This is a genomic window from Halalkalibacterium halodurans (assembly GCF_005671335.1).
Classification (GTDB): Bacteria; Bacillota; Bacilli; order Bacillales; family Bacillaceae_D; genus Halalkalibacterium; species Halalkalibacterium halodurans.
In genome coordinates this window covers 1,681,126-1,705,727 of sequence record NZ_CP040441.1, presented here as the reverse complement: position 1 = coordinate 1,705,727, position 24,602 = coordinate 1,681,126, and the positions used below count along the sequence as shown (strand labels likewise).

27 protein-coding genes, 2 pseudogenes and 1 riboswitch are annotated in these 24,602 nt (G+C 44.2%); of the genes and pseudogenes, 3 read left to right on the top strand and 26 right to left on the bottom strand.

Features of this window, described 5'->3' with window-relative positions; translation table 11 throughout:
• Nucleotides 1-259: 259 nt before the first annotated feature.
• On the bottom strand, nucleotides 260-697 hold the full coding sequence (locus FED51_RS08415) for a peptidylprolyl isomerase (protein WP_010897710.1): 438 nt from the start codon (nucleotides 695-697) through the stop codon (nucleotides 260-262).
• A gap of 308 nt (nucleotides 698-1,005) precedes the next feature.
• On the opposite strand from FED51_RS08415, the pseudogene FED51_RS08410 reads away from it, so the two are divergent.
• Nucleotides 1,006-1,270, top strand: a pseudogene (locus FED51_RS08410) (hypothetical protein).
• Between the two features lie 92 nt (nucleotides 1,271-1,362).
• Here the strand turns inward: FED51_RS08410 and lysA are convergent.
• The 21 genes from lysA to FED51_RS08305 all read right to left on the bottom strand — a co-directional run bounded on the left by lysA (nucleotide 1,363) and on the right by FED51_RS08305 (nucleotide 19,795).
• Nucleotides 1,363-2,682: a diaminopimelate decarboxylase gene (gene lysA / locus FED51_RS08405; RefSeq protein ID WP_053431422.1), complete on the bottom strand. Its 1,320-nt coding sequence runs from the start codon at nucleotides 2,680-2,682 to the stop codon at nucleotides 1,363-1,365.
• 121 nt (nucleotides 2,683-2,803) lie between these two features.
• A riboswitch (Lysine riboswitch) is annotated at nucleotides 2,804-2,978 on the bottom strand.
• A 68-nt stretch (nucleotides 2,979-3,046) separates the two neighbouring features.
• The gene (locus tag FED51_RS08400) at nucleotides 3,047-4,528 is read right to left on the bottom strand and encodes a spore germination protein (protein ID WP_053431423.1); all 1,482 of its coding nucleotides are present in this window, start codon (nucleotides 4,526-4,528) and stop codon (nucleotides 3,047-3,049) included.
• Nucleotides 4,521-5,087, bottom strand: coding sequence for a stage V sporulation protein SpoVABEA (gene spoVAEA, locus FED51_RS08395; protein ID WP_010897707.1), 567 nt, complete (start codon nucleotides 5,085-5,087; stop codon nucleotides 4,521-4,523). Before spoVAEA ends, FED51_RS08400 begins: the two co-directional genes overlap by 8 nt.
• A 5-nt stretch (nucleotides 5,088-5,092) precedes the next feature.
• Complete coding sequence (spoVAE, locus tag FED51_RS08390) at nucleotides 5,093-5,443, bottom strand: stage V sporulation protein AE (RefSeq protein ID WP_010897706.1); 351 nt, start codon at nucleotides 5,441-5,443, stop codon at nucleotides 5,093-5,095.
• Nucleotides 5,444-5,446: 3 nt separating this feature from the next.
• Nucleotides 5,447-6,454 carry a stage V sporulation protein AD gene (gene spoVAD, locus FED51_RS08385; protein WP_010897705.1) on the bottom strand — a complete coding sequence of 336 codons (1,008 nt, stop codon included), beginning with the start codon at nucleotides 6,452-6,454 and terminating at the stop codon, nucleotides 5,447-5,449.
• Between the two features lie 22 nt (nucleotides 6,455-6,476).
• Complete coding sequence (gene spoVAC, locus FED51_RS08380; RefSeq protein ID WP_010897704.1) at nucleotides 6,477-6,932, bottom strand: stage V sporulation protein AC; 456 nt, start codon at nucleotides 6,930-6,932, stop codon at nucleotides 6,477-6,479.
• Nucleotides 6,933-7,123: 191 nt separating this feature from the next.
• The gene (gene sigF, locus FED51_RS08375; protein ID WP_010897703.1) at nucleotides 7,124-7,882 is read right to left on the bottom strand and encodes an RNA polymerase sporulation sigma factor SigF; all 759 of its coding nucleotides are present in this window, start codon (nucleotides 7,880-7,882) and stop codon (nucleotides 7,124-7,126) included.
• Nucleotides 7,883-7,895: 13 nt separating this feature from the next.
• Nucleotides 7,896-8,336 carry an anti-sigma F factor gene (gene spoIIAB, locus FED51_RS08370; RefSeq protein WP_010897702.1) on the bottom strand — a complete coding sequence of 147 codons (441 nt, stop codon included), beginning with the start codon at nucleotides 8,334-8,336 and terminating at the stop codon, nucleotides 7,896-7,898.
• A 1-nt stretch (nucleotide 8,337) separates the two neighbouring features.
• The gene (spoIIAA, locus tag FED51_RS08365; RefSeq protein ID WP_010897701.1) at nucleotides 8,338-8,688 is read right to left on the bottom strand and encodes an anti-sigma F factor antagonist; all 351 of its coding nucleotides are present in this window, start codon (nucleotides 8,686-8,688) and stop codon (nucleotides 8,338-8,340) included.
• Between the two features lie 142 nt (nucleotides 8,689-8,830).
• Nucleotides 8,831-9,994 (bottom strand): D-alanyl-D-alanine carboxypeptidase family protein, encoded by a 1,164-nt coding sequence (locus tag FED51_RS08360; protein WP_010897700.1) that lies wholly within the window; start codon nucleotides 9,992-9,994, stop codon nucleotides 8,831-8,833.
• Between the two features lie 193 nt (nucleotides 9,995-10,187).
• A complete protein-coding gene (locus tag FED51_RS08355; RefSeq protein ID WP_010897699.1) occupies nucleotides 10,188-10,604 on the bottom strand; it encodes an SRPBCC family protein in 417 nt (138 codons plus the stop codon).
• A 1-nt stretch (nucleotide 10,605) separates the two neighbouring features.
• Complete coding sequence (locus tag FED51_RS08350; protein ID WP_010897698.1) at nucleotides 10,606-11,907, bottom strand: pyrimidine-nucleoside phosphorylase; 1,302 nt, start codon at nucleotides 11,905-11,907, stop codon at nucleotides 10,606-10,608.
• Nucleotides 11,908-12,078: 171 nt separating this feature from the next.
• Nucleotides 12,079-12,906, bottom strand: coding sequence for a purine-nucleoside phosphorylase (locus FED51_RS08345; protein ID WP_010897697.1), 828 nt, complete (start codon nucleotides 12,904-12,906; stop codon nucleotides 12,079-12,081).
• An 18-nt stretch (nucleotides 12,907-12,924) separates the two neighbouring features.
• Nucleotides 12,925-13,743, bottom strand: a complete 819-nt coding sequence (locus FED51_RS08340) for a purine-nucleoside phosphorylase (protein WP_053431425.1) — start codon at nucleotides 13,741-13,743, stop codon at nucleotides 12,925-12,927.
• 15 nt (nucleotides 13,744-13,758) lie between these two features.
• The gene (deoB, locus tag FED51_RS08335; protein WP_010897695.1) at nucleotides 13,759-14,940 is read right to left on the bottom strand and encodes a phosphopentomutase; all 1,182 of its coding nucleotides are present in this window, start codon (nucleotides 14,938-14,940) and stop codon (nucleotides 13,759-13,761) included.
• 107 nt (nucleotides 14,941-15,047) lie between these two features.
• The gene (gene xerD, locus FED51_RS08330) at nucleotides 15,048-15,947 is read right to left on the bottom strand and encodes a site-specific tyrosine recombinase XerD (protein WP_053431426.1); all 900 of its coding nucleotides are present in this window, start codon (nucleotides 15,945-15,947) and stop codon (nucleotides 15,048-15,050) included.
• A gap of 417 nt (nucleotides 15,948-16,364) precedes the next feature.
• Nucleotides 16,365-16,592 (bottom strand): YqzK family protein, encoded by a 228-nt coding sequence (locus FED51_RS08325; RefSeq protein ID WP_053431427.1) that lies wholly within the window; start codon nucleotides 16,590-16,592, stop codon nucleotides 16,365-16,367.
• A 196-nt stretch (nucleotides 16,593-16,788) separates the two neighbouring features.
• Complete coding sequence (fur, locus tag FED51_RS08320; RefSeq protein WP_010897692.1) at nucleotides 16,789-17,241, bottom strand: ferric iron uptake transcriptional regulator; 453 nt, start codon at nucleotides 17,239-17,241, stop codon at nucleotides 16,789-16,791.
• Between the two features lie 112 nt (nucleotides 17,242-17,353).
• Nucleotides 17,354-18,007 (bottom strand): stage II sporulation protein M, encoded by a 654-nt coding sequence (spoIIM, locus tag FED51_RS08315; RefSeq protein WP_010897691.1) that lies wholly within the window; start codon nucleotides 18,005-18,007, stop codon nucleotides 17,354-17,356.
• 68 nt (nucleotides 18,008-18,075) lie between these two features.
• Nucleotides 18,076-19,251, bottom strand: a complete 1,176-nt coding sequence (locus tag FED51_RS08310) for an endonuclease Q family protein (RefSeq protein ID WP_010897690.1) — start codon at nucleotides 19,249-19,251, stop codon at nucleotides 18,076-18,078.
• A complete protein-coding gene (locus tag FED51_RS08305; protein ID WP_010897689.1) occupies nucleotides 19,244-19,795 on the bottom strand; it encodes an NUDIX hydrolase in 552 nt (183 codons plus the stop codon). The genes FED51_RS08310 and FED51_RS08305 overlap by 8 nt, the downstream gene beginning before the upstream one ends.
• Here FED51_RS08305 and mciZ point away from each other — a divergent pair.
• Nucleotides 19,734-19,991: pseudogene (gene mciZ / locus FED51_RS21745) on the top strand (Z-ring formation inhibitor MciZ); the annotation flags it as partial. The gene FED51_RS08305 and the pseudogene mciZ sit on opposite strands and share 62 nt — an antisense overlap.
• 23 nt (nucleotides 19,992-20,014) lie before the next feature.
• On the opposite strand, the gene FED51_RS08295 reads toward mciZ, so the two are convergent.
• Together FED51_RS08295 and FED51_RS08290 are read right to left on the bottom strand one after the other, a co-directional pair.
• Nucleotides 20,015-21,199, bottom strand: coding sequence for a DUF3866 family protein (locus tag FED51_RS08295; protein WP_010897688.1), 1,185 nt, complete (start codon nucleotides 21,197-21,199; stop codon nucleotides 20,015-20,017).
• 42 nt (nucleotides 21,200-21,241) lie between these two features.
• Nucleotides 21,242-21,775, bottom strand: a complete 534-nt coding sequence (locus FED51_RS08290) for a TlpA disulfide reductase family protein (protein WP_010897687.1) — start codon at nucleotides 21,773-21,775, stop codon at nucleotides 21,242-21,244.
• Between the two features lie 164 nt (nucleotides 21,776-21,939).
• Here FED51_RS08290 and FED51_RS08285 point away from each other — a divergent pair, with 164 nt between their 5' ends.
• The gene (locus FED51_RS08285; protein ID WP_053431428.1) at nucleotides 21,940-22,776 is read left to right on the top strand and encodes an undecaprenyl-diphosphate phosphatase; all 837 of its coding nucleotides are present in this window, start codon (nucleotides 21,940-21,942) and stop codon (nucleotides 22,774-22,776) included.
• A gap of 42 nt (nucleotides 22,777-22,818) precedes the next feature.
• On the opposite strand, the gene FED51_RS08280 is transcribed toward FED51_RS08285, so the two are convergent.
• Complete coding sequence (locus tag FED51_RS08280) at nucleotides 22,819-23,460, bottom strand: SDR family oxidoreductase (RefSeq protein WP_010897685.1); 642 nt, start codon at nucleotides 23,458-23,460, stop codon at nucleotides 22,819-22,821.
• 66 nt (nucleotides 23,461-23,526) lie between these two features.
• On the bottom strand, nucleotides 23,527-24,489 hold the full coding sequence (locus tag FED51_RS08275) for a CobW family GTP-binding protein (RefSeq protein ID WP_053431429.1): 963 nt from the start codon (nucleotides 24,487-24,489) through the stop codon (nucleotides 23,527-23,529).
• Nucleotides 24,490-24,602: the final 113 nt, after the last annotated feature.

Below are 24,602 nucleotides of genomic sequence, written 5' to 3'. Positions count from 1 at the left end.
CCTCCGTTTATTTTTGTTTTATTTTGTTTAAACTATATCACTTTTTGTTTTTATTGTATATATGTTTTTTTATGTGGGATATTTTATTCAGTGCAGTGGTATGACCATTTTTTTGTAATGAGGTGTTTTTGCTCCTTCAGGAGTTAATAAAAGGAGTAAAACTTGAATCCTGTTAAATAGACCATCTATATTTTTATCATTTAGTATTTAGAAACAACAAAAGCACCCCCGTGTTGGAGTGCTTTTACTCGTGTTTCCTTTACTCTTCGTCCCAGACTTTCACTTCTTGCATGACATCGCCTTGGCGAATACGGAGAACCGTGTCCATTCCTTCAATCACTTGACCGAAAACCGTATGTACACCGTCTAAATGCGGCTGAGGCTCGTGAACGATGAAGAATTGGCTACCGCCTGTATCTTTCCCAGCATGAGCCATAGATAATGCACCGGCTACGTGCTTATGGGGGTTTCCTTCGGTTTCACATTTTATTGTATAGCCTGGACCACCTGTTCCGTTTCCGATTGGACATCCGCCCTGAGCAACGAAACCTGGAATCACACGGTGAAACGTTAGACCGTCGTAAAAGCCTTCTTTCGCTAGTTTTTCGAAGTTTTCAACCGTACCTGGTGCTGCTTCTGGGTAAAATTCAATGACGATTTTTTCGCCATTTTCAAATGTAATGCTACCTTTTTTCATACATAAATTCCTCCTTAACAGTCGTCGCCTTATTTTACAATAAAAAAAGGCAGAAAGAAAATAAGAAGCGAGAGATATAAAAATCAACTCTCGAAAGGAAGCTTTTGCACAAGTTGCTCCATTTTTTGTTTAGGTGACCGGTGTTCTTATTTATTAGGTTTATGGCGCGTCTGGGGATATATGTCGACTTCCCTACCGCCACGGTCTAGACGAAAGGGCTTGAGGCTGAACGTTGTCCTTATGGGTTTGATTTTTGCTATAATAACCCGTATGTAAGCCTTTATTTTATCTAGACGGGGGAGCGGAAAATGGAGAATAACGTTTTTGAACAGATGGCCAAACGATATGATACAGAGGATAGAATTGAATTAGCTAAAGTGATCGTTAAGAAAGTTCGATCCGAATTACGAAATAGTCAATCAAAATCTTTACTAACGGTTTTTCCCATGAGGAACTAAAAAAAGCTTATCCGAAGTTGGATTTAAATCGATTGAAATTAGAACGTTCTATCAAGGTCAGCGGATTTTTATGAATCAAGACGCCTCCATGTTTATATCAAGTAGTATCAAGTGATTTCTTCGTACATTAACGTTGGTTAGCGCAAATTCATTTCCATTGAAAAGCACCCCAAATAAATGTCTGGGGTGCAAGACTTTTAATTTTTGCTATACTTTCACCTTTTTTACTAGTGGCATATCGAGACGCACTAAGTCTTCGTACCGCTCCCGCTGAATAACAAGCTGGGCGTCGCCATCCTCAACGAAAACGACAGGTGGGCGCGGAATCCGGTTGTAATTGTTCGCCATGGAGTAGCCGTAGGCTCCTGTACAAAAGACGGCTAAAATGTCTTCGTGGTTTGCCTCTGGTAATGGTAAATCCCAAATGAGCATATCGCCACTTTCACAGCACTTCCCAGCAACCGAAAACATCCCTACCGGCTGCTCGTTCACACGGTTGGCGAGCGCCCCTTCATATTCAGCTTGATAGAGGGCTGGGCGCAAATTGTCGCTCATGCCGCCATCGACGGACAAGTAATGGCGAACATTCGGAATTTCTTTTCTTGACCCGATCGTGTACAGCGTCGTCCCTGCATCGCCGACAAGCGAACGACCAGGCTCGATCCAAATTTCCGGCATCGACATTTCATGTTCTGCAATTTGCTGCTTTACCGCGCGGATCATTTCTTTAACATAATCACCGACTGGACGCGGGGTATCACCTTCAATGTAACGGATGCCGAACCCGCCTCCCAAGTTTAACACCGATGGTTCGAATCCATGGTCTTCTCGCCATGAAACTAAATGTTCAAATATTTTTTCGACAGCCATGACAAATCCAGTTGTTTCAAAGATTTGCGATCCAATGTGGCTATGAACACCGAGCAAATGAATGGAGTCGACAGCTAACGCTTTTTTAACCGCAAGCGTGGCTTGGCCGCTCACAAGATCAAAACCAAACTTTGAATCCTCTTGACCAGTTGAGATGTAGTCATGAGTATGAGCTTCAACCCCCGGCGTAATCCGCAATAAAATATTTGCAGTCGCCCGCTTTTGCTCACAAATGTCTGCTAACAGGTCAAGTTCATAAAAATTATCAACGACAAAGCAGCCAATTCCCGCTTCTACCGCCATCTCAATCTCTGCACGGCTTTTATTGTTCCCGTGAAAATGAATTCGTTCCATCGATACTCCAGCTTGCTGCCCGGTGTACAGCTCACCGCCAGAAACGACATCAAGACTTAGGCCTAGCTCTTCAGCAAGCTGAAACATAGCAATACAGCTAAACGCCTTGCTCGCATACGCCACTTGAGCCTGAACTCCTTCATCTGCAAAGGCTTGTTTGAAATCTTTTGCTCGTTCACGAATGAGTGCCACATCGTAAACAAACAATGGGGTTCCATACAGATTGGCCAATTCGACCGTGTCCACACCTCCGATTTCTAGATGACCCTTTCCATTGACACGACTCGTTCCGTGAAAAAACATAGATGGTTTCTCTCCCTTATAGGTAAACTCAATGAGTGACGTTTTAACCGACTGCAACCATCGTAAAAAAACGCAGCTAATGTGTTACACTAGCTACGTTGAATGCTGCAAGGTAACCTCATTGGCAGATAGCTCTCCGCTAACAGTCAGCGGCAGTTCGTTTTTTATTCAAAAACGACCCAGCAAACGTATGGGATGGACATACATTCACTTCGGCAAATTGACCTTTCCCCACTCTTCCTAGTTCCATCAAACTCCAAGTGGGTACTGATTCGCATTGCACCTCTACCTCATCCTTGATGAGGGGAATTAAATTGTTGTGTTTTACTTTAACACAAACCCCTCTACCTGACAACCGCCTTGATTAACTTTCTTCTTGACGAATAGGGTCTTGCGGATGAACGATACTCGGTCGCCATCGAATCGTTGGAACACTGGAACGTATAATAATTTGCCACATCGCAGGCGGATCGAACGGAAGAAATGGCCATAAATACGGCTTATTTAAGGTTTTAATTCGTGCAAGCATGAAAATAAAAAGTGTCGTGGCAATAATAAAGCCGGGTGCTTTAAATAGAGCCACAATCGTAACCAGTATCAGTCTTGCTACACGTAAAGCGACACTTAGCTCATAGCTCGGAGTAGCGAACATTCCGACCGCACCAATGGCTACATACAAAATAACTTCTGGTGAAAACAGGCCGACCTCAATCGCAATTTCTCCTATCAAGAGGGCAGCGACGAGACCAAGCGCTGTAGCCAGCGGAGATGGAGTATGGATCGCTGCCATCCTAAGCAGTTCAATTCCTAGTTCAGCAAAAATGATTTGGGCAAAAATGGGCACTTCTTTTGTTTCATTCGGCCCTACATATTGTAACCCTTCTGGTAGTAAGCTTGGCTGCATGACCAATAATAGCCAAAACGGCAAAATAAAGAGGGAAAATAAGATGCCAGCAAAGCGAACCCACCGCAAAAACGTTCCGATGGCGGCTGATTGTCTATATTCCTCTGCATGTTGTACGTGATGAAAAAACGTTGTCGGTGCGATAATAACACTTGGGGACGTATCAACCATAATAACCAAATGGCCTTCAAGCAGGTGGGTTGCTGCCACATCAGGGCGCTCCGTATATCTTACAAGTGGAAACGGATTCATTCCTTGTTTAACAATATATTCTTCAATGATTTTATCGGTCATAGTTATACCGTCAATCTTTATGTTTTCCAGCTCTTCCCTAACGATTTTCACCATTTCAGGATCGACAATTCCATCGATATAGGCGATGCAAATATCGGTTTTCGAACGAACGCCCACTTTTAAAATTTCATGGCGCAGACGTTCGTCTCGAATACGACGTCTTGTTAAAGCCGTATTAATGATGATGTTTTCCGTATAACCATCCCGTGATCCTCGAACGACCCGCTCGGTATCTGGCTCTTCAGGTCCTCGTGTCGGATAGGAACGAACATCGACAACAAACGCTTCGGTCTCTCCATCAATTAAAATGAAAATGAGCCCTGACAACATTTGTGTTACCGCTTCATTCATGCTGTCGGTCTCTTCCACTTGGTAATGGGTTAAGTGATTTTTAACGGCCTTTTTCACATCGGTTATTTTCCGATTTCGCGCATCTAGATCCATCAGTTCTTTCAACAACTCAATAATGTTTTGCGTATCTACCAAGCCGTTGACGTAATATAGTTGAATTTCTCGGTCAAACACGGGGAGCTTACGAATGCCCACGTCAAACGAGACATCCATTCCTAATCGTTCTTTCAAACATTCTTCATTTACATGAATGTCCGGTGAGATAATATCCTCTCGCTCTTTAACGCTTTCACTCATGGTATCCACTCCGTTCTAAAATGTATTCCACCGCTCTTCGCGTGATCGGCGCCCCTATTTCCACCGCATCCGCTCCACCCATCTTTCCAATGTCGCCGATCCCGACAACGATCGGCAAATCCAACTCATCGAGTATGTATACCGTATCGCCATTCATCCGCCCAATCTCAAGGTCGGCCACACCATATTTATCCACCCCATATTCCGTAAGCTCTCCGAAGCGGTCAATGCTTACATCCACCTTCGTCCATTCGTGATAATGGCTTGAAGAAGCAACCGCAATCACACCTAAAACATCAATCGCAGGATCATTTGCCACATGGCGCATTGCCGCTTCTCCAGGTCCCTCTAAACGGAATCCACAATCGTCAAACATGACAAGCACCGGATCATAGGGGGTTTTCAAAATGAGCTTAACGATCTCTTCTCCTGTCAAATGGCTAGGATTGCCCCATGATTGACTGATGCAACGCCCTCCTAATTCTCTAGCAACATGTTCGATAGCTTTTAGTGCCGACTCATCTCCGTCTGTGATCAAGATTACTTTCCGACGGCTCATGAGCTTCACCCCCTTGGCTTAAATACAACAGCCACGAGAAAACTAAAAAGAATAGCTGAAGATATGCCAGCAGAAGTAATCTCAAAAATCCCCATTCCTACCCCTAAAAAACCTGATCGCTCTCCTTCGGCCATCGCCCCGTGGACAAGGGAATGACCGAAGCTCGTGATCGGAATGGTCGCACCAGCGCCTGCAAAATCAATCAGTCTGTCGTATAAATGAAATCCATCCAGCACCGCACCTGCAACCACAAGAGTGCTTAATACTTGGGTAGGAGTCATTTTCGCTACATCAAGCAACACTTGTCCCACAATACAGATTAAGCCACCAACGGTAAATGCGATAATATAGTTCACGATTTACACCTCCGCACGCAACGAAACCGCATGAGCGATGCACGGAATCGTCTCTTTTTGCTGGATCATCATCGGATTGAGCAGTGCACCTGTCGCTACAATTAACACTTTCTTTAACTTGCCTTTTTTCATTTGTTCGAAAATATAACCGTAACTGACGACCGCAGAACATGCTGCTCCACTTCCACCAGCAAATACAGGCTGATCCATGCTGTAAATCATCACCCCGCAATCATCATAGTTGCGCTTAAACATCACTCGTTTTTCCTCTAGTAACTTGCGTAAAATTCCACTCCCTATCCGAGAAAGATCACCGGTTACAATCAAGTCATAGTCATCTACCTGCTGATCGGTTTCCTCCAAGTGGGTCACAATCGTATGCGCAGCCGCTGGGGCCATCGCCGATCCAAGATCAAGGGGGTTTTTCAAACCATAATCGACCACATGACCGATTGTCGCGCTCTCGATGCGAACCTTGCTCGGTCGATTACTAACCAATGCAGCTCCAGCACCTGTTACTGTATATGTGGCTGAGTCTGGCTTTTGTTTGGCAAATTCAGTCGGCTGACGAAACTGCCTTTCAGCGGTGGCATAGTGACTGCTCGTAGCTGTAATCACCCTTTGCGCAAAGCCACCATGGACGATGATCGAGCCTACCGCCAGAGTTTCCATTGATGTGGCACACGCAGAAAATGTGCCTAAAAAAGGAATTCCCAGTGCTCTAGCAACGTAGTTTGCCGTAATGTTTTGATTCAATAAATCCCCAGCGATCATAAATGAAACTCTCTCCGTCTCAACATGAACCTTTTTTAGGCAATGCTCGATCGCATCCTGCATGAGTCGTCGTTCTGCTAATTCCCATGAATCCTCTCCACAATAAAGATTGTCATATGCTTGATCAAACGTATGCCTGAGGGGTCCTGCGCCTTCCATAGGTCCAACCGCAGTACCTGTTGACTCAATGTAGACAGGCTTATCAAACTTCAACGTTTGCTTTCGCGGTGACATCATTGACGTATTCTCCTTCAATTCGTTAACTAATGAGCATTTGTACGAGCAACCTGGTCAGTCCAACGAGATATGAGACGACAACCCCAAAAACAATCACGGCTCCAACCATTTTAAACATGTTGGTCGCAACTCCGTGAACAAGCCCCTCGCTGCGATGCTCAAGGGCTGCACTCGCCATAGCATTTGTAAAACCCGTGACAGGGACTAGTGCACCTGCACCGCCAAACTGTCCGAGCTTGTCATATAGACCAACCCCTGTAAAGAGGGCAGCGAGCAAGATCATCGTAGCCATCATTGGCGCTGTGACCGTACGTTCACTTAAAGGAAACCACATGAGATACAGATCGCTAATGGCTTCACCTAGTAGACAAATGAAGCCACCAATGAGAAATGCACGCACTGCATTTTTTCCGTAGTTTGGCTTTGGTTGATACAGTTTAATGTTAGCTTGATATTGCTTTTTCACATCAGTGGTCATCCATCTGCCTCCTTTCTTGACAATCCTTTGCTTTCAAGTAGTATGTGTCTTGTGAAAATCTTTCATTCGGAGGAAACGAAAAAGACACTTATCTCCGTTGATTTTCTTGTCTTTTTAGTCCTTTATAACGTTAGACTTTCCTAAAATGAAAAAAGCCCTACCGCTTCGGCAGGGCAAAAAAGGAGGACAACCTATTCAGCTATATTCGCTTTCATCGTTTCAAGGATTTTCTTTTCAAGTCTCGATACTTGTACTTGGGAGATTCCGAGTCTTTGCGCGACCTCGGATTGGGTTTGATCTTTATAATAACGTAAATAAACGATCAACCGCTCTCGTTCCTCTAAGTTATGAATCGCTTCTTTTAAGGCGATCTTATCAAACCATCTCGTCTCGCTTTGATCTTCCAATTGATCCAAAAGGGTAATGGGATCGCCGTCATTTTCATAGACAGTCTCATGGATGGAACTTAGCGAGCGACTTGCATCCCCGGCAAAGACGACTTCTTCTGGCGTAATTTCTAACTGCTCCGCAATTTCATTCACCGTCGGCGTCCGACCGAGCGTCTTCGTCATATCATCCTTGAGCTTCCGAATTTTATTGCCAAGCTCCTTAATGGAGCGACTTACCTTTACCGTACCATCATCGCGAAGGAATCGTTGGATTTCACCGATGATCATTGGCACCGCATAGGTGGAAAACTTGACATCGTACGACAAATCGAATTTATCCACTGATTTAATCAAGCCAATGCAACCAATTTGAAACAGGTCGTCTGCTTCATACCCGCGATTTAAGAATCGTTGCACGACAGACCATACGAGGCGAGTGTTACGACTGACGATTTGATCTCTCGCCTCTTGGTCTCCTGCTTGACTTTGCGCAATGAGCTGCTTAATTTCCTCGTCTGTAAACGGCTGCTCTTTTTCGTTCTGTTTTACCTCTACATCCATTAGGCAAAACCCCTTAATTGCAAATCGCTTTGCTTTTGGTTAAATGCTTTTTCAAAAAAACCGTTGTGCCTATCATCGGTTCTGAGACTACTTTCACTTCATCCATGAAGTTTTCCATGATCGTAAATCCCATCCCAGATCGTTCTAATTCAGGTTTTGTCGTGTAAAGCGGTTGACGCGCTTCTTCCACATCTGAAATCCCCATTCCCTCGTCGCGAATCGTTAACTCAAACACACCTTGGTCAATGGAGGCATGAATGTAGACAACACCGTCTGGCTGTCCTTGGTAGCCATGGATAATCGCATTGGTTACTGCCTCTGAGACAACCGTTTTGATCTCCGTCATTTCATCCATCGTCGGATCAAGCTGAGCAATAAAGGCGCCGACCGTCACTCTGGCAAACGATTCATTTTGACTTTGTGCTGAAAAAGACAAATTCATTTCATTCCGCATGTTAAGCCACCCCCAGCGTTTGTAATGCGAATTGCTCATTTTCTTCAAGACGAATGATTTTAAACAAACCTGACATTTCAAACAACCGTTTTACTGTGGGAGAAATGGCGCAAACCACCATTTCACCTCCGCTGTTTTTCACTTGTTTGTATCGTCCTAAAATGACCCCAAGCCCTGAGCTATCCATAAACTCCAGTTGCTGTAGGTTTAGCACAATATGCTTTACTACGCCTTGACTTAACACCTCTTCGACCTGTCTTTTTAATTGCTCCGCCGTATGGTGATCCAACTCCCCGATCAAGCGTACGAGTAGAACCGTATCCTTTTGCTCTAACTTTACGTCCAAACTCATTCGATTCACTCCTTCTAGCATTCATCATCGGCGAAGAGCTCCTCTCTCCCCGATTCGACTACAAAGAGTTTCGGTTTATGGACGCATGATCCCTGCTAGGTGACAAAACTAGTGGCAAATCGAAAAAACGTCTCATCATTCGTTAGGAAGTGCCGCCAAATTTCCCAACGATTCGTTTGAACATTTGCCAGAAAGAAGCAGATGCTACATCTTCGCCTGCGATCAGTGGGGTTTCCGACAAGATTTCCCCATCTCGTTCAAGGTACAGCGTTCCGACCACATCCCCTTTGTGTACCGGAGCTAGCAATGATTCCTTCCATTCCACTCGCTCGGTCACATTGTCGATTGACTCTCCTTTTTTCGTCACAAGGGAAACGGATTCGGAAGTAAAAATCGGAACGGACTTTTTATTCCCTTTTCTCACATTCAAATCCATCATGTACGTATCGCGCTCATACACTTGATGAGTTTGATACTGACTAAACGCAAAATCGAGCATTTCAGTAATCTGACTATTTCTTTCCTTTGGCGTCGGAGCTCCCATAACAACGGTAATGACCCTCATCCCGTTTTTGACAGCTGTTGCTGTCAAACAATATTTCGCCTCTTTTGTAAAGCCTGTCTTTAAGCCATCCACACCTGGATAAAACTTCACGAGACGGTTCGTATTCACGAGCCAAAATTCTTTATCTGTTCCTTTGCGAAGATAGTCTTCGTAAACGCTTGTGAACTCGGTTATGTCTTCATACTTTAACAACTCTTTTGAGATCATCGCCAAATCATAGGCACTCGTATAATGATCTTTTTCAGGAAGCCCATTCGTATTGACGAAATTCGTATTTTTCAATCCTAGCTGTCTTGCTTTTTCGTTCATCATCCCGACGAATTCTTCTTCGGTTCCTGCTAAATGTTCAGCCATTGCCACGGACGCATCATTTCCCGAAGCGATCGCAATCGCCTTGATCATATCGCGGACACTCATCTCTTCCCCCGGCTCTAAAAAGACTTGCGAGCCTCCCATCGATGCAGCGTTTTCGCTCGTACGAACCATATCATCGTATGTAATTTTGCCGCTGTCGATCGCCTCCATAATGAGGAGAAGCGTCATAATTTTCGTCATGCTTGCGGGAGGTAGTTTTTCGTCGCTATTTTTCTCAAACAAAACTTGACCGGTATCGCGTTCAATGACAATGGCGGACGAAGCCTCCTTCGCTAAATTAGGCTGTTTCTCTGCCGCCAGCCCAACTGGTGCTATCATCCCAACCACGAGACATACACTTACGATACTGGATAGAATCACTCTCATTCCCATCCGCCTCCATCTTGATCATAATAGAAAGAAGTCAGCTTTGATTTTATAAATCAAACAATACGACTCCTAGGTTGCATAGTTCCCATTTTTTCCTATCATGAACTTTTTATACATGGCGGAAGCGTGTATTTTAGGTACAAAAAAATAGCAGGAACTTTTTATCCTGCTACTTTTGTATGCCTTCTATTTATTCAACGATTTGCCGAAGTCTTTCGTTCACGAGGTCGTGCCAGCCACGATCCATCCGTTCATGAACGACAGCGCTTTCCGCTCCTGCTTTTTCAACCTTCGTATCCCCTTGCTTCCATCCACTATGGACGATGGTGAAGATTGTCCCATTCTCTTCTTCTTTTAAATGGAACGTGACCGACCACCCATCGGTATCCCACGTAAATGATAGTTTAATCGGTCGCTCAACGTCTGTCACTTGACACGGAGAAGGACCAAAAGGAGATTGGAGGTGAAAATGATGCCCAGTCTCTGCTTTCAAATCATTTTCCATGAACCAAAAGGCTAATCCTTCCGATGTACTAACCGCTTCCCACACTTTTTCGATCGGGGCGTTGAAGCGCACCTCTTTTTTAATGTCAGGTAATCGTGTCATGTTAATGAATCTCCTCGTAAATGAGCGTTGGCTTTGCGACAGGATCAGGAGAGATGTGATAGGCTTTAATCACCCTATCGATCACTTCTTGGACATCCTCTTTGTTTGCATGAAGAATCGCAAGCGTTTCACCTGCTTGCACCGACTCACCCATTTTCTTCTTCAGAACGATTCCAACAGACAAATCAATGTCCGATTCCTTCGTTGCTCGTCCAGCTCCGAGAACCATCGCTGCAGTACCAATACGGTCAGCAACAATCGACGCTACATGTCCATTTTCCTCTGCCTTTACTTCTATTTGGAATTGGGCAGTTGGAAGAAGCTGCGGATTGTCTACTACAGATGGATCACCGTTTTGCGCACTAATGAACGTTTTTAGTGTGTCCAGTGCTTTACCAGAGGAAATCGCTTCCTCTAGCTTTTGACGGGCGTCTGCCACGGAAGTAGCTTGTTTCGCTAAAAAGACCATATGGCTACCAAGGGTTAAACAAAGCTCGCGCAAATCATCTGGTCCCTCGCCCCGAAGCATATCAATTGCTTCCTTCACTTCAAGGGCATTTCCAACAGCCCATCCAAGCGGCTGATTCATATCAGAAATAACCGCCATTGTTTGCCTTCCAAGGTTGTTGCCGATTTCCACCATCGCTTCGGCAAGCTCTTTTGATTGCTCAAGCTCTTTCATAAACGCCCCTGACCCTGTTTTTACATCGAGAACGATGGCGTTAGCGCCTGAAGCTATTTTTTTGCTCATGATCGAGCTGGCAATGAGCGGAATCGAATTCACCGTTGCGGTCACATCGCGAAGGCCGTACAACTTTTTATCGGCAGGGGTTAAATTCGCTGTTTGCCCAACGACGGCAAGCTTATTTTTGTTCACAAGCTCAAGAAAGCGCTCCGTCGGAATTTCCACGTTAAAACCTGCGATCGACTCTAGCTTGTCAATCGTTCCACCTGTATGCCCGAGCCCCCTTCCAGACATTTTGGCAACAGGAACACCAACCGATGCCACGAGGGGAGCAAGGGCAATCGTCGTCTTATCGCCAACGCCTCCTGTGGAATGTTTATCAACCTTAACACCTTCAATGCCAGAGAGGTCGATTTGATCGCCTGATTCAGCCATTGCCATCGTCAAATACGCTCGTTCATCTGCTGTCATATCTTGAAAGAAAATCGCCATCGCAAACGCCGACATTTGATAGTCGGGAATATCACCGTTCGTATAGCCTGAAATGATAAAATCAATCTCTTCTTTCGTTAATGCGAGACCGTCACGCTTTTTTTCGATTAAGTCAACCATGCGCATCTTTGATCACATCCTTTTATCCCGTTTAACTGGTCCTACTACTCACTCCCAGGGCTTGAGGCGCTAAAGTAAACGATGATGGCTACAAATTAGATCATCTGTTGCTTGACCTCACAACGTTTTTGGGACTAACTAGATTATCATTCAGCAACCACTGAATGATGCTTTACTTTATACGTTGACGTTTGCGACGATTTCTTTCACAAGCTTAATGAACTTCGGTTTTGTCTTATTGGCAACAGCCACAACTTCTTCGTGGGTAATCCCTGCAATTTCTTCCCCAATCGCCATATCGGTAATGCATGAAATTCCAATGACTTTCATGCCAGCATGACGAGCAACGATCACTTCCGGCACGGTTGACATACCGATAACATCTCCGCCAAGATTGCGGAGCATGATGAGCTCTGCACCTGTCATATACGTTGGCCCAGTAATTCCAGCATACACCCCTTTTTGCACCTTGATGTCTAAACGGTTCGCCGTCTCTTCTACAAACTCGACAAGCTCTGGGGTATACGCATGGCTCATATCAGGGAAGCGCGGCCCCCACTCTTCTACATTTGGACCAATCAGTGGATTATCCCCTGTCATATTTAAATGGTCGGTAATAATCATTAAGTCACCAGGCGCGAAATTTTTGTTCATGCCACCGCATGCGTTTGTCACGACAATCAGTTCAACGCCAATTTCTTTCATCACACGGACAGGGAACGTGACTTCCTGCATCGTATAACCTTCATAATAATGGAACCGTCCTTGCATCGCGACAACGTTTTTTCCGTGCAATGTTCCAATGACAAGCTGCCCTGCATGCCCTTCTACCGTGGAGACAGGGAAGTTTGGAATCTGTTCATACGGAATGTGAACCGCTTCTTCAATTTCATTGGCAAGTTCCCCGAGCCCTGACCCTAAAATAAGGCCAATTGCTGGCTTATTTTTAATTTTCCCAAGTAAATATTCAGCTGATTGCTTTACCTTTTCACGAATGTTTTCCATCGTAGTCCTCTCCTTTGTTTACATGTCTTTAACGATTGCTTTGACAAGATTAAGAAAGTCTTGCCTCACTCGTTCCGTTGTTTCAATGACTTCATCATGTGATAAAGGCTGTGGTAAAATTCCTGCCGCCATGTTAGAAATACATGAAATTCCAAGAACCTCAAGTCCTGCATGACGAGCGACAATGACTTCTGGTACGGTTGACATACCTACAGCATCTCCGCCAAGTTTTCGAATCATCCGCACTTCAGCAGGGGTTTCATAAACAGGACCTGTGTTCGCAACATAGACCCCTTCCTGTAGCTTGAGATTCAACGTATTTCCCTTTTCCTTCGCTAACGTTCGTAAGCGCTCAGAGTAGGCATTTGACATATCCGGAAAACGTACGCCGAACGCCTCATCATTCGGCCCAATTAGTGGGTTTTGTGCCATGTTGTTAATATGGTCGCGAATGATCATTAGGTCACCCGCTTCGAACGATTCGTTCACACCGCCCGCTGCATTTGTGACAATGATTTGTTCTACACCTAGAGCTTTCATGACGCGGACAGGGAATGTGACAACCTCAAGGCTGTAGCCTTCATAAAAATGAAATCGCCCTTGCATCGCAATCACTTGATTTCCTTCAAGCATGCCGATCACAAGCTGGCCCGCATGTCCTTGGACGGTAGAGACAGGAAAATGTGGAATGTCACTGTAAGGAACTTTCACCGGCTGTTCGATCTCATCAGCTAAAATCCCTAAACCAGAACCTAAAATTAAACCGATCGTTGGTTTTGTTTCTATTTGCTGTTGAATAAATGTAGTCGCTTCTTGCAATTGAGTTACGTTAAGCATAATGGCAGTTCCCCCTTAAAGTTCATGTAAAAAGCTTGTGCCGATAGATGGCGCCTCTACTTGAAAATTATCCGCAATCGTTGCACCGACATCGGCGAACGTCTTACGCAATCCTAAATCTTTTCCTTCTTTAATTCCTCTCGTATACACGAGAAGCGGAACAAACTCCCGTGTATGATCCGTTCCGTGATGAACTGGATCATTTCCGTGATCAGCTGTAATGATCAGCACATCCTCTTCCCCTATTTTTTCAACAACATCAGCAAGCTGTTGATCAAATTGTTCAAGCGCTTGGCCATAACCGATTGGATCACGACGATGACCGTATTTGGCATCGAAATCAACAAGGTTTATGAAGCTTAAACCTGTAAATGATTGATCCATCGACCGGACAAGCTTTTCCATCCCATCATCGTTAGAAATCGTACGAATCGATTCGGTTACCCCTTCGCCATCATAAATATCCGAGATCTTTCCGATTGCAATCGAATCAAAGCCCGCATCTTTTAACTCATTCATGACCGTGCGACCAAATGGCTTTAAGGCATAGTCATGCCGGTTCGATGTGCGTTCCCAGTTTCCATCAGCACCGATAAATGGACGGGCAATAATTCGGCCAACCATATATTTAGGATCAAGGGTGAGCGCTCTTACCTTTTTACAAATGTCATATAACTCCTCAAGAGGAACGACCTCTTCATGTGCAGCAATTTGCAGTACAGAGTCAGCTGATGTATAGACGATAAGCGCTCCCGTTTTTACATGTTCATCGCCAAGCTCTTTGATGATCTCCGTTCCTGACGCTACTTTATTCCCCAAGATCTCTCGTCCTGTCAGCTCACGAATTTCGTTTAACAGCTCTTCCGGAAAACCGTTTGGAAACACACGAAATGGCTCACGGATGTGGAGCCCCATGATCTCCCAATGACCAGTCATCGTATCTTTCCCGCTAGAAATTTCTTGCATAATCCCGTAATGAGCTTTTGGCTTGTCTACTTTTTCGATTCCTTGGATCGGGCGGATATGGCTTAAGCCAAGCGCCGCCATGTTTGGCATATGTAGTCCATTCATTCGCTCTGCAATATGACCTAAAGTATGGGCTCCCTGATCACCAAATGCTTTAGCATCTGGCGCTTCGCCAATTCCAACCGAATCCATCACAATTAAAAATACTCGTTTAAATCGCTTTACGTCCACGATTTGTCGCCTCCTAGAAACACATTCACTATACTTTTCCCTTATTTCACTAAAATGAGCTTTTTTCAGAGATGTCAGAAGTCTGACCTCTTTACAGAACAAAGATGCTACGCCCTTGGATGAAAATGAGCGTACACATCACGCATTCTCGTTTTTGTTACATGGGTATAAATCTGGGTTGTTGAAATATCAGCATGACCAAGCATTTCTTGAACCGCTCGTAAATCGGCACCATTTTCAAGCAAGTGGGTCGCGAATGAGTGACGCAATGTATGAGGCGTCAGCGGCTTATCAATGTTCACGTTCTTTGCTAGCTGCTTTAACATTTTCCAAAACCCTTGCCGACTGAGAGGGCGACCATGATGATTAACAAACACATGATCGTGCGATTGTTTTTTCATTAATTTACCGCGCCCGTTGGCTAAATACGACTCCACGGCTTCAGTAGCCACTTGTCCAATCGGAATGATTCGTTCCTTGTTGCCTTTCCCGAGGCAGCGAACAAACCCCATCGATAAATGAATATCACTTAACGTCAAACCAATTAACTCCGATACACGCATTCCTGTTGCGTACAGTAACTCCAACATCGCTTTGTTTCTCAGGGAGAACGGATCACGGCCTTGAGGGGAATTTAAAAGAGCCTCCACTTCTTCAATTGTTAACGCTTTCGGTAGACGCTTCGTCGCTTTTGGGATCTCCACGTGAACGGTCGGATCTGAGTCTGACAATTTTTCCCGCAACAAAAACTGATGGAATGAACGGATCGCCGCAACCGCACGGGCAATTGACGTTTCTGCCCTCCCTTGCTCGCGTAAATGATAAAGGTAGTGTAGAATGGTCTCCCTCGTAATGTTACGGACTGAACGGATCTCTTCCACACGCTCTACATACTGTATGTACTGCTTTAAATCCCGGCCATAAGACTGAATCGTGTTATTGGACAATCCTCTTTCAACTTTTTGAAAGTGAAGAAATTGTTGTATGTTGTTGTTGACGGTTTCCATCAACCTCTCCCCTTTATGTAAGGAAGTTCAATTCGTGCGGGTGCAATGGACGGCGAATCTCGGCGTCAGCTCGCTCTTCCGCTCCTCACGTACCCTCGTACGCTCCGGTGCTCCTCACTTCGCTTCCTTGTCCTTCTTGCCCCTTGCTGTCCTCCTCATTGAACCTCGAGGATTTTTGCTGTTCTATTCACGCGGGGGCAATGGACGGCGAATCTCGGCGTCAGCTCGCTCTTCCGCTCCTCACGTACCCTCGTACGCTCCGGTGCTCCTCACTTCGCTTCCTTGTCCTTCTTGCCCCTTGCTGTCCTCCTCATTGAACCTCGAGGATTTTTGCTGTTCTATTCACGCGGGGGCAATGGACGGCGAATCTCGGCGTCAGCTCGCTCTTCCGCTCCGAAAGAGCTGGCTCTGAACAAGTTATTCACCGAAACGGTAAAAAAACAATAAACGCTCTAGCCAGCTCGCGGACTCATCCTCTTTCATGCTAATGACCTTGATTGCATTTCCCTTTGGCTCATCATAGCGATGATAACTTTCATATTCTTCCGTTATCCATAGGATACCATAATAAAAGAGGAGTGTGCATCCCATAAATAGCAAAAAAACCTTCACTGTTTGTCCAATGAGAGAAAGCCAGTCTCTCATGTTTCAACACTCCTTTTGGAACCCAGTCCTTCTTTCTAGTACAAGATATGCCAAAAAGAGTCTATTTTATACCTCGCATTTACAAGGAGCTACCTTATCCCATCGATTAAAATAGTTGCGATGAGAGCCATCCAATGAACGTTCGTAAAGAAGCTTAAAAACCTTTTCAATTGGAACAAATTGAAAAGGTTTTTCATTACTCCTTCGATTCATCTCCTTGGCACCGATGACAAATGCCGTGAAAGGTTAAGCGGTGGTCTTTAATTTTAAAATTCCACTCTGATTCTACAATTTCTTCCACATCACCGAGCAAATCCTCTTGAATTTCATCCACGGCTCCGCATTCTATACAAACGAGATGGTGATGAAAATGATCTGCCCCTTCTTGGCGAAGATCGTATCGGGATACACCATCACCGAAGTTGATTTTGTCCACAACTTTCAATTCCGTTAATAGCTCAAGCGTACGGTAAACAGTGGCTAAGCCGATCTCGGGTGCCTTTTCTTTCACAAGGAGGTAAACATCTTCTGCACTTAAATGATCTTCTTCGTGCTCTAGCAATACCTTTACCGTTGCCTCTCGTTGAGGGGTGAGCTTGTAGCTTTGAGAGTGCAGCTGTTTTTTAATTCGATCAAGTCGTTTTTCCATTGTGACCCTCCTTCAACTAATGCCTCTTCTCAATTATAAGGCTGTCGAAAAAAGGTGTCAATTAATAATGATTATTATTTAGTAACAGATAATTATTATTAGTTAATATTTGTTATAAAATAGAGCCGATGACCATTCTCATTAATAAAGGTGACATATACGCCTCGATTCCTGAAGCGATGAGCGAGCTTGCTCCAACGCATAAGATGAGCATTGAATATTGTAAAAACTGTGGAAAAAACGGTTCGTTAATCCCCTTTACAAACTGATTACGGATCATCTTTAAACAAAAAGAGACACTAGCGGTACCTATGATGATAAAAGCGGGTACAAGAATTAGGTTTTGCGGTAAAACAGAAACGAATGATAGAAAAAAGCCGTTCATCCCCATTTGACTTACAAGGAAACCAACTGTAAAGCCAATGACAACTCCTTTTAAAAACAAAAGCACTAAGATGACAGGAAGTCCAATAATCGATAAGCCTAAAATCCACATAAGCCCAAAGTATTTTGCATAATGGCTAAAGCTCTGCTTAAACATCTCCGTTGAAGTCGCCACATGTCCATCCGATACTTGTCCAAAAAATTGCTGCAAATACATATACAGATCGTGCTTTTGCGTAATGCTTAAACTATTCACGACAATCGCCCCAAATACAATGCCGACAAGAAAAAGAACGATCGTGAACAAGTAAATTGCTTGATTATCATAGAGATGGCGATGCATGCTTTCCTTCAAGCCATATTTTTTGCCGTACTTCCTCATGACATAGACCTCCTATCAGCTCTTAATTCACTCTATGTGCTGATCGGTAAATCTATGACTAGCATTCGTTATTCTGTTCCTATCATTTTACCGTAATGGCCGCCTCCACCTCTTTTAATGGTGGCTTTCCCTTCCCTAGCGATCACGATTGCCTCCGCTATATGGTTCGGGATTACGTCACACAGCTGTTCAAAGGTTGCTTGATGGAGAATGTCCATATCAGTACCAAACGCTTCTCTTAATCGCGCCAATGTTCGTTTACCTACTTTCGGGATAAACTCAAGGGGAATTTGATGAACATATGGCGGTCGCTGTTTTCCATTGTTTTCACTTGCAGTAGCAAGCTCTGTAAGACGTTCAGATACCCCTTTGACCACTTTTGAAGATCCACACGTCTCACATGCACTTCCTTTCATCGGCGTCCGGCATTGGGCGCAAGTCGTTTCATAATATTTTCCTAAATACGGATTTAAGCCATAATTGGCGACAATGGAACATTTATCTTTATCTCTAAGTGCCGATTGAAACGCCTGAAAGGACGGCTCATACAGATGAAGAATCTGATATTCTCTCGCCAGCTTTTCAAGGGAGTGGGCATCGGAATTTGATAGAAATGGAAAACGATGTAACTCTTCCACTTGGTCGGCCATCGACGTGTCGGCACTTAACCCTAATTCGATCCCATCAATAAGTGCTAGGTCAAAAATCTCACCCATACTTTGCTTCACTCCCTTTCCGTAAACCCCTTTAAACGGAGTAAAAGCATGGGCCGGAATAAACAGTCCTCCGAGCTCCTTTACTTTTTGCTGTAGCACTATGCTCGTTTCATAAAGACGTTGGGAGGACAGCGTGGGATTTTTCATTCGCGAGCCCATCCAGCTGCTTAACTCCATCATCGCGTTCCAAGTCGGGGTGTAAGCAAGAACATGGACCGGACCGAGACTTTCTTCATCATACACCTCGATCTCTGTCCCTAAAATGAGAGTCACATCAGGGAAACGAATGCCGCCCCCTTTCAACTCATAAGCTTCGCCACTCTCTATCGAATGCTTTAACCCTTCTAGCACTTCTGGAACGTGACAGTCAATGACCCCGATGATGTCAATCCCCTTTACTGTTCGTGCATAGTCGATTATGTTTTCGAGCGTCAACGTACGGGCGGCCGTAATTTTAACTGGACGGTTGGAGGCCGTTTGGCCGAGATGAATGTGCAAATCTGCTACATATTGATGGTCATTAATCATGTGTCAACAGCTTTCTAAGTTGCAAATATTGCACCGCAAAAACTGTTTTTGCATCATGAATCCGTTCATTCTCCATATATTGAAGCGCTTCATCAAGCGTCACTTCTACCACCTCGACAAATTCGTCCTCATCTGTATGCGCCACGCCTTCGATTAACTGTTCCGCTAAGTAGAGGTAAATGATTTCGTCAGCAAAGCCAGGCGAAGTATAAAAGGAGCGGAGAAACGTAAGCTGTTTAGCCGCATATCCTGTCTCCTCTTCTAGCTCGCGCTCAGCACACACAAGGGGATCTTCCCCTTTTTCTAACTTGCCTGCTGGGATTTCAAGAATCTCTTTTTCTAACGCCTTACGAAATTGACGAACGAGAACGAGCTTCCCGTCTTCCGTCACCGGAATGACCGCTACTGCACCAGGATGTTTGACGAGCTCCCGCGTGCTTGTTTTTCCGTTCGGTAATTCGACTTCATCCACCTGTAGATCAATGATTCTTCCCGAAAAAATCGGTGTTGTTTTAATTGTTTTTTCTTCAAACGATTGTGACATGTCTCTCTTCCTCTCCAGTACTATTTCCTTGTTCCTTTACATAAAAGTGTATCACATTAGGCAAGCTTACAGAGAGTTTGAGGAAGGAGAGAAAGGGATGAATATTGTAGTTAGGCAAACAAGCATCGCGTTATCAGGGAAAGCGTGGGAAATTCGTGCAAAATTAAAACAAATGGGCAAGCAATATGACACCGTAAAAGAATGGTGTGACTCTGTCCATCAACACACGACGCGGGTGACCGCCTCAGCAACTGCTAAAAAGAAAGCGGTATCCTCTGAAAAGGCTCTTCCCATCGTTTTAATTTCCGATCGTGACAGGCGTAGTGCAGCTTCTACGAGATCCTCTCTGGATTGATCGGCAAACACGACCTCATGGTTAACTGGAAGTTTTCGTTCGCTGGCGAGTTGTTCTTGAATGAATTGGCGCCCCTCTTCAGCTAAGTGAGGAATCGGCAATAAACTTTTAGCATACGTAAATGTAAATAAGGCTGTTCTCGTATGATGACTTAAACCGTAATGTCGCTCCCTCTGATCTTGAAACGAAAGACGAGGAATCCAAACAGGTGTCCCTCCAAGCGCACCAATCGTATTCGCCCAATCAGCCATACAAAGTCCGCTAAAACCAAACTTCGTCCCTGTCCCAACGACACCTGGCCCTAAAGACACCATCACCACATCTGCCTTTAGCTTTGAAACAGCAAACTGCAAAGCTGTCGGCAAGCTTACCGCTTCATATTCTCCCCCAAATGCCTGTCCGATCGTAATAGAGTGGAAGGACGACTGTTTCGATAATTCTCGTAGCTGGTTGCTTAACGTAAGTGGCAATGACGCCTTATCGTCAAAAATGGCAACGAATGTTTGATTTGATTGAAGCACTTGACTGACATAATAGGCGAGTGGCACCATACTATGGAGCTCACCGAGTAAAACAGGCTGACCATGAAGATGAAAGGGTTCACTAAATAAATCATGATATGGACTTTTCTCTTCTTCCACAGACAAGATGCTGTGTTGAATCGGAGTATATCGCGCTTTCATAATGTGACCATTATGATTCTTCAGTTGCACTGGCTTTTCTGACAGCACCGCCTTCACAATATCCATTCCTCCTGTTCCAAGGGCAAGAACTGTAGCCGTTTCATTGACGAGAATTTCGTCCCCCGGCTTCGCAGAATGGGTGAAAGCTTTATATAAAATTGCTTTTTTTGCCATGCTCGTCGTCTCTAGAAGTTGAATGGTCTCATCATCGTGTAAAACGGAAACGACGCTGGCAATGCGTTCGTGATACATTTTCCCACCGCCCATGCATTCTCTACGTTTAGTCTGTCCAACACTTCCCTTCTCCATAATCAGACCTTTTTCCGTTGCTAAGGTTACTTGTAAAGCCTTCGTTTCTACGTACAAAAAAAGGCCCCCCTACTTCATTTTTAAGTAGAGAGCATACGCTTATGATGCTTTTTCAAGTAATGGGACAATGAGTTGTTCGAGTTGTTCGTACGTCACTTCCCCTAGAATCACTTCATTGATAATACCTTCTCGATCTAATACATACGTCATCGGCAAATGCTGCACTTGGTAAGCATCAGCAAATTCCCCCTCCTCGTCGAGAAAAACCGGTAAGGTAATCCCTAATTCTTCAATAAATTCTCCTGCATCGTTCACCGTTCGTTCAAATGTTTGCATATTAACGGTTACGATCGACACATCCTCCGATTCATAATCTGATTGTAATTCCATCAAGGCAGGCATTTCTTTACGGCAAGGTTCACACCATGACGCCCAAACATTCAATATGACCACGTCGCCGCGGTAATCGGATAGGGACCGAGACTGTGATTCTTCATACAGTGGGAGCGTAAAATCTTCGGCAAGCATCCCTTTTCCGTTGCCTACTTCTAAATTATTTTGCGTTAATATGATGATCACACTAGCCACTACTGCTATTAAGACAACGATGGTCGTTAATCGTTTTTTATTCACCGCGTTCCCTCATTTCACTCCATTCAAATGTCACCCACATTATAATCGCATCCTTATTACAGTTCAATGACAAAGACATGAAAGTTTTTCTAGCTACTTTTAGGATTAGTAAAAGTTTGCTAGAATAAGACCGTCTCTACTAAAGGATTAAAAGGATGATACATATGTCGATTATTGAAGCGATTATTATCGGGATTGTTCAAGGAATCACAGAATTTTTGCCTATTTCAAGTACAGCCCATATTGTGATTACTCAGTTTTTGTTTGACTATACGTTCCCTGGCTTTAGCTTTGAAATTTTCTTGCACATCGCCTCGATTTTAGCCGTAATTCTTTATTTTCGTAAAGATTTACTACAGGTGATTGTAGGGTTTTTCAGCTATTTTAAAGACAAATCAGAAGAGAACCGTATTCAATTTATGTTTGCGATTTACATCATCGTGGCTACAGGGATTACGGGTGTGCTTGGCTTATTGCTTGAAGACCTTGTCGGAGCCCAAATGAAGACACCTCCGTTCATCGCTGGTGCCCTAATCATTACAGGAACGTTTCTCATTATTATTGAGCGCTTCTTCGTTTACAAAGATCGAACAGTAAAAGATATGACGTTAAAAGATTCGATCATTGTCGGTCTTGGCCAAACACTTGCTGTTTTCCCGGGAATTTCCCGTTCTGGAGCGACCCTCATCACCGCTTTATTTTCCGGGTTAAACAAGGAAACGGCTGTCCGTTACTCGTTTTTGTTGTCCATTCCAGTCATATTAGGAACATCGGTGTTAGCGATTGGGGATTTGCTCGACGGAACATTGGTTGAGCAAGTGGGGGGATTACCCCTTATCATCTCGTTTATTGTCACGTTCTTCTTTTCATGGCTCGGAATTATTTGGTTGATTGACTTTTTAAAACGTAGCAAGCTCATTTACTTTGCTTTTTATTGCTTTGCCCTTGCTATCTTTGTTTTCTTCTACTTTGACCACAACATGACCATTGATCTTGAATAGGAAAAGGAAACAGCCCTTCATTACGTAGGGCTGTTTTTTGTCTTACAGCTGTTCGACTACTTTGGCGATCGGCGTGTCCCCGTTCAACACCTCAAACGTTTTCCCGATCGTATGTTGCTGATCCACTAGCTCTGCGATCACTTTCGCCACGTCATGACGTGTAATTGAACGTGTGATTTCCGAAAAGTGAGGAGAGACTGTTACCTTTCCTGTGGATTCTTCATTCGAAAGAGGTCCTGGTCGCACAATTGTATAATCAAGAGAGGAACGTTTGAGCTCATCATCTGCAAGCCGTTTAGCGACAAGATAATGGCGCATGTTCATCGGCCCTTGATCAGGATCGACTGTGCCGACAGAGCTGACCATGATGAAGCGTTTGATTCCTCGTTTTTCCGCTTCTTGAATCGTCTTGATCGCTCCCCACAAATCAATAAGTATTGTTTTATCCGCACCTGTATGAGGTCCTGAACCAGCGGCAAATACAACAGCATCGATTGAAGCAAACGCATGACTAAAATCCTCTTCCAAATTAGCAACGACAATGTCAGAGGCCCCCCGTTCTCGTAATTCAGGCCCTTGCTCCTCATTTCGCACCATCGCCACTGGCTCATGACCTTTATTTTTCAGCTCTGATAACAGATAACGAGCTACTTTTCCGTTTGCACCAACGACAAGTACTCTCATGACATATAACACCCTTTCGATTAACATGCTCGTTCCCACTTTCTTGATTCCCTATCAAGTAAAAGGTTAAACGTTCGTTACAGTATGCAACGATTTAGCCAAAGTTTCTCGATTTAAATCAACACCAATTAGGATTAAGCACGGAGGTACTTCTTCCTTGCTCTTGCGGACGGAAAGCTGCTTTGACGCATATTGAAATTGGACGAGTAGGTCGTTCTCTTGCAGGCGAACATACCCTTTTGCGCGAATGAGCTGATCCCCTTGGTCAATTAACCAGCGTTGAAGCTCTTTTTCGGTTACTGGTTGTTCAAGATCAAGCTTAATTGCTTGAATATCATGATGATGGTGGTGGTGCGAATGACTAGCATGGGAAGAGGCTGCAACGGAATAAGCATGATCCTTCCCAGTATCCACTTTGATTCGTGGCTTTAATAACTCCTCCGTCGGTACTTTCCCGTATGAGCAAGACAAAATGGTGGCTCCCGGTTTCTTATCCTTTTTCAATTTCTCTTCAACCTTGTGTAAGGTCCGACCGTCCACTAAATCTTGTTTATTTAGAAGTAGTAAAGTGCTTTCAGCCACTTGCTCTTTTAAGACAGCTCGAATTTCTTTTGAGCTTGAAAATAAACTGCGATATTCCAAATAGCGACTAGCATCAATGATTCCGATCACTGATTGGAGTGCAAGTTGTTCAATAAATGGTGGATCTGTTAGTACCTCTATGATTTCCCGAGGATTGGCGATACCCGTTCCTTCGATAAGTAGAACATCGACACTGCGATCATTAATGGTTAAAAATCGTTGGAGCTCTACCTTCAAATCATCTTGGATCGTACAACAAATGCAACCATTTAGGAGTTCCACTACAGTTTCATTTGCAAAAAGCTCTTTCTCCACATTCATTTCGCCTGCTTCATTTAACACGATTGCTGGCCTAAGCCCATCTTCTTTTAGTTGGTTCAATACGTTTAGTAAAACCGTCGTTTTCCCACTTCCTAAAAAGCCAGAAAACAAATAGACTGGAATCATAGCTTCTCTCCTCTCTCCTTTCTGTTTGCTCCTCTATTCATAATCTATCATAAGTGAGCAATTTCTTCACAAATCAGAACGATTCTGATTCTAACGAACTACCTTTTTTATGA

Excerpts from the sequence above, each read along its gene's own strand:
- FED51_RS08415 (WP_010897710.1), bottom strand. The coding sequence starts at position 697 with ATGAAAAAAGGTAGCATTACATTTGAAAATGGCGAAAAAATCGTCATT.
- lysA (WP_053431422.1), bottom strand. The coding sequence starts at position 2,682 with ATGTTTTTTCACGGAACGAGTCGTGTCAATGGAAAGGGTCATCTAGAA.
- FED51_RS08400 (WP_053431423.1), bottom strand. The coding sequence starts at position 4,528 with ATGAGTGAAAGCGTTAAAGAGCGAGAGGATATTATCTCACCGGACATT.
- spoVAEA (WP_010897707.1), bottom strand. The coding sequence starts at position 5,087 with ATGAGCCGTCGGAAAGTAATCTTGATCACAGACGGAGATGAGTCGGCA.
- spoVAD (WP_010897705.1), bottom strand. The coding sequence starts at position 6,454 with ATGATGTCACCGCGAAAGCAAACGTTGAAGTTTGATAAGCCTGTCTAC.
- spoVAC (WP_010897704.1), bottom strand. The coding sequence starts at position 6,932 with ATGACCACTGATGTGAAAAAGCAATATCAAGCTAACATTAAACTGTAT.
- sigF (WP_010897703.1), bottom strand. The coding sequence starts at position 7,882 with ATGGATGTAGAGGTAAAACAGAACGAAAAAGAGCAGCCGTTTACAGAC.
- spoIIAB (WP_010897702.1), bottom strand. The coding sequence starts at position 8,336 with ATGCGGAATGAAATGAATTTGTCTTTTTCAGCACAAAGTCAAAATGAA.
- spoIIAA (WP_010897701.1), bottom strand. The coding sequence starts at position 8,688 with ATGAGTTTGGACGTAAAGTTAGAGCAAAAGGATACGGTTCTACTCGTA.
- FED51_RS08360 (WP_010897700.1), bottom strand. The coding sequence starts at position 9,994 with ATGAGAGTGATTCTATCCAGTATCGTAAGTGTATGTCTCGTGGTTGGG.
- FED51_RS08355 (WP_010897699.1), bottom strand. The coding sequence starts at position 10,604 with ATGACACGATTACCTGACATTAAAAAAGAGGTGCGCTTCAACGCCCCG.
- FED51_RS08350 (WP_010897698.1), bottom strand. The coding sequence starts at position 11,907 with ATGCGCATGGTTGACTTAATCGAAAAAAAGCGTGACGGTCTCGCATTA.
- FED51_RS08345 (WP_010897697.1), bottom strand. The coding sequence starts at position 12,906 with ATGGAAAACATTCGTGAAAAGGTAAAGCAATCAGCTGAATATTTACTT.
- FED51_RS08340 (WP_053431425.1), bottom strand. The coding sequence starts at position 13,743 with ATGCTTAACGTAACTCAATTGCAAGAAGCGACTACATTTATTCAACAG.
- xerD (WP_053431426.1), bottom strand. The coding sequence starts at position 15,947 with ATGGAAACCGTCAACAACAACATACAACAATTTCTTCACTTTCAAAAA.
- FED51_RS08325 (WP_053431427.1), bottom strand. The coding sequence starts at position 16,592 with ATGAGAGACTGGCTTTCTCTCATTGGACAAACAGTGAAGGTTTTTTTG.
- fur (WP_010897692.1), bottom strand. The coding sequence starts at position 17,241 with ATGGAAAAACGACTTGATCGAATTAAAAAACAGCTGCACTCTCAAAGC.
- spoIIM (WP_010897691.1), bottom strand. The coding sequence starts at position 18,007 with ATGAGGAAGTACGGCAAAAAATATGGCTTGAAGGAAAGCATGCATCGC.
- FED51_RS08310 (WP_010897690.1), bottom strand. The coding sequence starts at position 19,251 with ATGATTAATGACCATCAATATGTAGCAGATTTGCACATTCATCTCGGC.
- FED51_RS08305 (WP_010897689.1), bottom strand. The coding sequence starts at position 19,795 with ATGTCACAATCGTTTGAAGAAAAAACAATTAAAACAACACCGATTTTT.
- FED51_RS08285 (WP_053431428.1), top strand. The coding sequence starts at position 21,940 with ATGTCGATTATTGAAGCGATTATTATCGGGATTGTTCAAGGAATCACA.
- FED51_RS08280 (WP_010897685.1), bottom strand. The coding sequence starts at position 23,460 with ATGAGAGTACTTGTCGTTGGTGCAAACGGAAAAGTAGCTCGTTATCTG.
- FED51_RS08275 (WP_053431429.1), bottom strand. The coding sequence starts at position 24,489 with ATGATTCCAGTCTATTTGTTTTCTGGCTTTTTAGGAAGTGGGAAAACG.